Source organism: Ideonella azotifigens (assembly GCF_006519715.1).
GTDB classification, from domain to species: domain Bacteria; phylum Pseudomonadota; class Gammaproteobacteria; order Burkholderiales; family Burkholderiaceae_C; genus Ideonella; species Ideonella azotifigens.
In genome coordinates this window covers 1-4,337 of the sequence record NZ_VIDT01000480.1, presented here as the reverse complement: position 1 = coordinate 4,337, position 4,337 = coordinate 1, and the positions used below count along the sequence as shown (strand labels likewise).

General features: G+C 67.2%; 4 protein-coding genes. 1 reads left to right on the top strand and 3 read right to left on the bottom strand.

From position 1 onward, the window contains the following. The coding region (locus FKP22_RS22360) for a MarR family transcriptional regulator (protein ID WP_141289889.1) at positions 1–353 on the bottom strand (353 nt) is incomplete at its 3' end. A gap of 155 nt (positions 354–508) precedes the next feature. On the opposite strand from FKP22_RS22360, the gene FKP22_RS22355 reads away from it, so the two are divergent. Further along, a complete protein-coding gene (locus FKP22_RS22355; RefSeq protein WP_141289888.1) occupies positions 509–2,620 on the top strand; it encodes a phosphocholine-specific phospholipase C in 2,112 nt (703 codons plus the stop codon). A 269-nt stretch (positions 2,621–2,889) separates the two neighbouring features. Here the strand turns inward: FKP22_RS22355 and FKP22_RS22350 are convergent, their stop codons facing one another. Further along, complete coding sequence (locus FKP22_RS22350; protein ID WP_141289887.1) at positions 2,890–4,059, bottom strand: enoyl-CoA hydratase/isomerase family protein; 1,170 nt, start codon at positions 4,057–4,059, stop codon at positions 2,890–2,892. Between the two features lie 98 nt (positions 4,060–4,157). Beyond that, positions 4,158–4,337: VOC family protein (locus FKP22_RS32485; RefSeq protein WP_510606723.1), on the bottom strand; the 180-nt coding region annotated here is incomplete at its 5' end.

Genomic DNA, 4,337 nt, shown 5'->3' with positions numbered 1-4,337 from the left:
TCGGCCAGCACGCGGCCCTGCAGGTCGCAGGCGACGACGTTGAGGTAGTCCACGCCAATCTCGGCGCCCAGCAGCGCGAGGCGGCTGTTGTCCATCTCCAGCGGCGTGGGTCGGCGGCCGATGGCGCCGGACACCGGCACCTCGGCCTCGCGGATCCAGCCGTCGTCAATCAGCTCCTGCACCAGCAGGCTGACGGTGGACTTGGTGAGGCCGCTGCGCTTGGCCAGGTCCGCACGTGAAAGGCCGCTGCCGGTCTTGACCAGCCGCAGCAAGGCAGCGCTGTTGATGCGCTTGAGCAGGCTTTGGTCGCCAGTGGCGACACCATCGGAGCGGGGCTGGGAAACGTTGGCCATTAATTAGTTCGAATCATAGACTTATTCGCCGGCAGCAAGTGGCAGCGAATGGGCGGCGTGGCCGCGCGCAACGGTAACCGTCTTGTACACGACACGCTGTTGTCAAACACAAGGCCTAGCCTGCGCGCACTTTGCCAACCCTCAAGGCCAGCCACATGACCGAAACCAATCGTCGCCAGTTCCTGCATTTGCTCGGGGCCACCGGCGCCGCCACCGCTGGCGCGCTGCCGCCCAGCATCGCGCGCGCGCTGGCAATTCCCGCCAACAGCAAGACCGGCACGATCAACGACGTCGAGCACGTCGTGATCCTGATGCAGGAAAACCGCTCCTTCGACCACCACTTCGGCACGCTGCGCGGCGTGCGCGGCTTTGCCGACCCGCGCGCGGTCACGCTGCCCTCGGGCCAGCCGGTCTGGTACCAGAAGGACGCCGACGGCAACCTGGTGATGCCCTTCCGCCCGCCGGTGGACAACCTGGGCCTGACCTTCCTGCCGGACCCGCCGCACGGCTGGAACGACACCCACGCCGCGTGGAACCTCGGCCGCCAGGACCAGTTCGTGCCGAACAAAGGCCTCTCGGCGATGACCTACCACCAACGCGCGGACCTGCCGTACCACTACGCGCTGGCCGATGCCTTCACCGTCTGCGACGCCTACCACTGCTCGCTGATGGGCCCGACCGATCCGAACCGCTACCACCTGTGGAGCGGCTGGGTGGGCAACGACGGCGCGGGTGGCGGCCCGGTCATCACCAATGCCGAGGCCGGCTACGACTGGAAGACCTACCCGGAACGCCTGGAAGCCGCCGGCATCAGCTGGAAGATCTACCAGGACGTGGGCGTGGGCCTGAACGCTGCCGGCTATTGGGGCTGGACCAGCGACCCGTACATCGGCAACTACGGCGACAACTCGCTGCTCTACTTCCACCAGTACCAGAACGCGCAACCGGGCACGCCGCTGGCCGACAAGGCCAAGACCGGCACCAACATCGACGCGCAAAACCGCGACCCGATGCAACTGGTGGTGCAGTTCCGTGACGACGTGGCCAACAACCGGCTGCCGCAAGTGTCGTGGATCGTTGCCCCCGAGGCCTACAGCGAGCACCCGAACCACCCGGCCGATTACGGCGCCTGGTTCATCTCGCAGTTCCTGGACGCGCTGACGGCCAACCCGGACGTTTGGAGCAAGACGGTGCTGTTCATCAACTACGACGAAGAAGGCGGCTTCTTCGATCACATGGTGCCACCCACGCCGCCGATGAACGACAAGCTGGGCGCCTCCACCGTCAGCATCAAGAACGAGATCTTCCACGGCGACGACAGCCACCCCAAGGCGCCTTACGGGCTGGGCATGCGCGTGCCGATGATCGTCGTCTCGCCGTGGAGCAAGGGCGGCTGGGTCGACTCGCAGGTCTTCGACCACACCTCGGTGATCCGCTTCCTCGAAGCCCGCTTCGGCCAGGGCAACCCGGCACTGACCGAAACCAACATCACCCCGTGGCGCCGCACGGTGACCGGCGACCTGACCAGCGCCTTCAACTTCGCCAAGCCCAACGTCAAGCTGCCGGCTCTGCCCAGCACCACCGCCTACCTGCCGCCGGACCTGGTGCGCCACGACAACTACGACGTGGTGGCACCGACCGACCCGACGCTGCCGGTGCAGGAAACCGGCGTGCGCAACGCGCGCCCCCTGCCCTACGTGCTGCATGCCAGCGGCGCCGTGGCGGCCGATGGCAGCTACCAGGTCGGCTTCAACAACCTCGGCAGCCAGGCCGCCGTGTTCCACGTGCGCGACGCGTTGCATGGCAAGGACGCACCCCGCAGCTACACCGTGGGCGCCGGCAAGTCGCTGAGCGGCAGCTGGGCCGCCAAGAACAGCCAGTACAAGCTGGCCGTGCACGGCCCGAACGGCTTCTACCGCGCTTTCCAGGGCAGCACAGGTGGCGACGGCAAGGCGCTGCTGCAGGTCGAGGCGCAGTACACCGCGGCCGATGAACAGCTGCTGACGCTGAACATCACCAACACCAGCCCGCGCTCGGTGGAAGTGCGCTTGGCCGACGCCTACGGCCGCAAGAGCCAGAGCCTGAAGCTGCATGCCGGCGCTTCCGGCACGGTCAGCTGGAACCTGGTGAAGACCTCGGGCTGGTACGACGTGAGCGTGCGCGTGGACGGCGACACCGGCTTCCTGGTGCAACTGGCCGGCCACATCGAAAACGGCAAGCCGAGCATCAGCGATCCGATGATGGGTGGCTTGCAATTGAAAGCTTGATGAAGCTCCCAGCCTTGTGAGAACACAAGGCTGTTCAACAAGCAAAAGGCCTCGCCGCAACGCGAGGCCTTTTTCGTTCCAGATCAGCCCGGCTCTCGGAGCGGATCCGTTCAAAGACCTGGCAAGGTTGGCGCACAAACAAATGGGGTCAGAGTCAATTTATCTTGAGATACCTCATTGCGGCGCCGCTTGAGTGCCCAGATAAATTGACTCTGACCCCATTTGTTTGAACCATGGCGGGGGCCGCTTCAAGGCTCGCCCCCTGCCCGTCAGTCCAGTTCGCGCAGCGGATGCACGTGCGCCGGCCACGGGCTGGCGAAGAACGGGGCGATCAGTTCGGGCGTCACGTCCGCGATGTGCGGCGGGTTCCAGTGCGGGTGATGGTCCTTGTCGACGGCCAGTGCGCGGATGCCTTCGACCGTTTCGCTGGCAGTGCCGGGTCGCAGCTGGAAGCAGTGGCGCACGAGGTCGCGCTCCAGGCGCAGGTCGTCGGCCAGCGTCATGTTGCGGGCGCGGCGCACCAGTTCCAGCGTCACGGCCATCATCATCGGCGAGCGGTGGTGCAGCGTGGCCAGCGTGGCTTTGGCGAACTCGGAGTCGTCTGAGGCCAGCGAGGCTTCGATGGCGGCCAGCGTGGGCAGGCTGAAGTGCAGGTCGATGGCGCTGCGGTGCGCGGCCAGGCTGCCCTCGCCTGCCGTCTGCGCATGCGGCTTCAGCGCGGCGGCAATGCGGGTGGCGATCTCTTCGGTGGTGTGCGGAATGTCGGCCGGGCCGCCCGGCACGGCTGACGGCTGGGCCAGCGCAGCGACCAGGGCCGGCAGTGCGGCGGACGGCACCAGGGCGTCCGCCAAGCCCAGCGAAATCGCGTCCGCCGCAGTCAGCGTCTGGCCCGTCAGCGCCAGGTATTCGCCGGTATGGCCGGGGCAGCGCGCCAGGAACCAGCCGCCGCCCACGTCCGGGAACAGGCCGATGTGGGTCTCGGGCATGGCCAGCTTGCTCAGCTCGGTGACCACGCGCACGCTGGCGCCCTGGCTGATGCCCATGCCGCCGCCCATGCAGATGCCGTCCATCAGCGCGATGTAGGGCTTGGGGTAGCGGTGGATCAGGTGGTTCAGCGCGTACTCCTCGGTAAAGAAGTCTTCGAGCTGCGGGTTGCCGGCAAGGGCCGCCTGGTGGAAAAAGCGGATGTCGCCGCCGGCGCAGAAGGCCGGCGCCTTGCCGGCGCGCCCTGCGCCCTGCACCAGCACGGCGCTGACGCTGCGGTCCTCGCGCCAGTGCAGCAGCAGCGTGGTCAGGTCACGCACCATGCCCAACGACAGCGCGTTCAAAGCGTTGGCCCGGTTCAGCGTGATGACGCCAATGTCGCCCAACTGCTCGGCCAGCACCTGGCCGCCGGAGACCAGCTCGGGCAGAGACGAAGAAGAAGCGGATGCGGTCATGGAACAGTGTCTCCGCGGGCGTCGAGGCCCGTCTTGATGATGCAATGAGGACCCGCCGAGCTGCAGCGGGCAAGGCGGCCATTGTGCCGCCCGCAGGCTCAGGTGCCCCGGCGCGCACGCATTGCCAGTGCCTCGTTGCCGGCGAGCGCCAGCAGCACCATCAGTCCACCGGCCAGCACGCTGGGCGGTGGCTCTTCGGCCCCGCTGGCCCAGGCCCAGGCGACGCCGAAGAGGATTTCCAGCAGCCCCAGCAAAGCAGCTTCCGGCGCGCTCAGCAC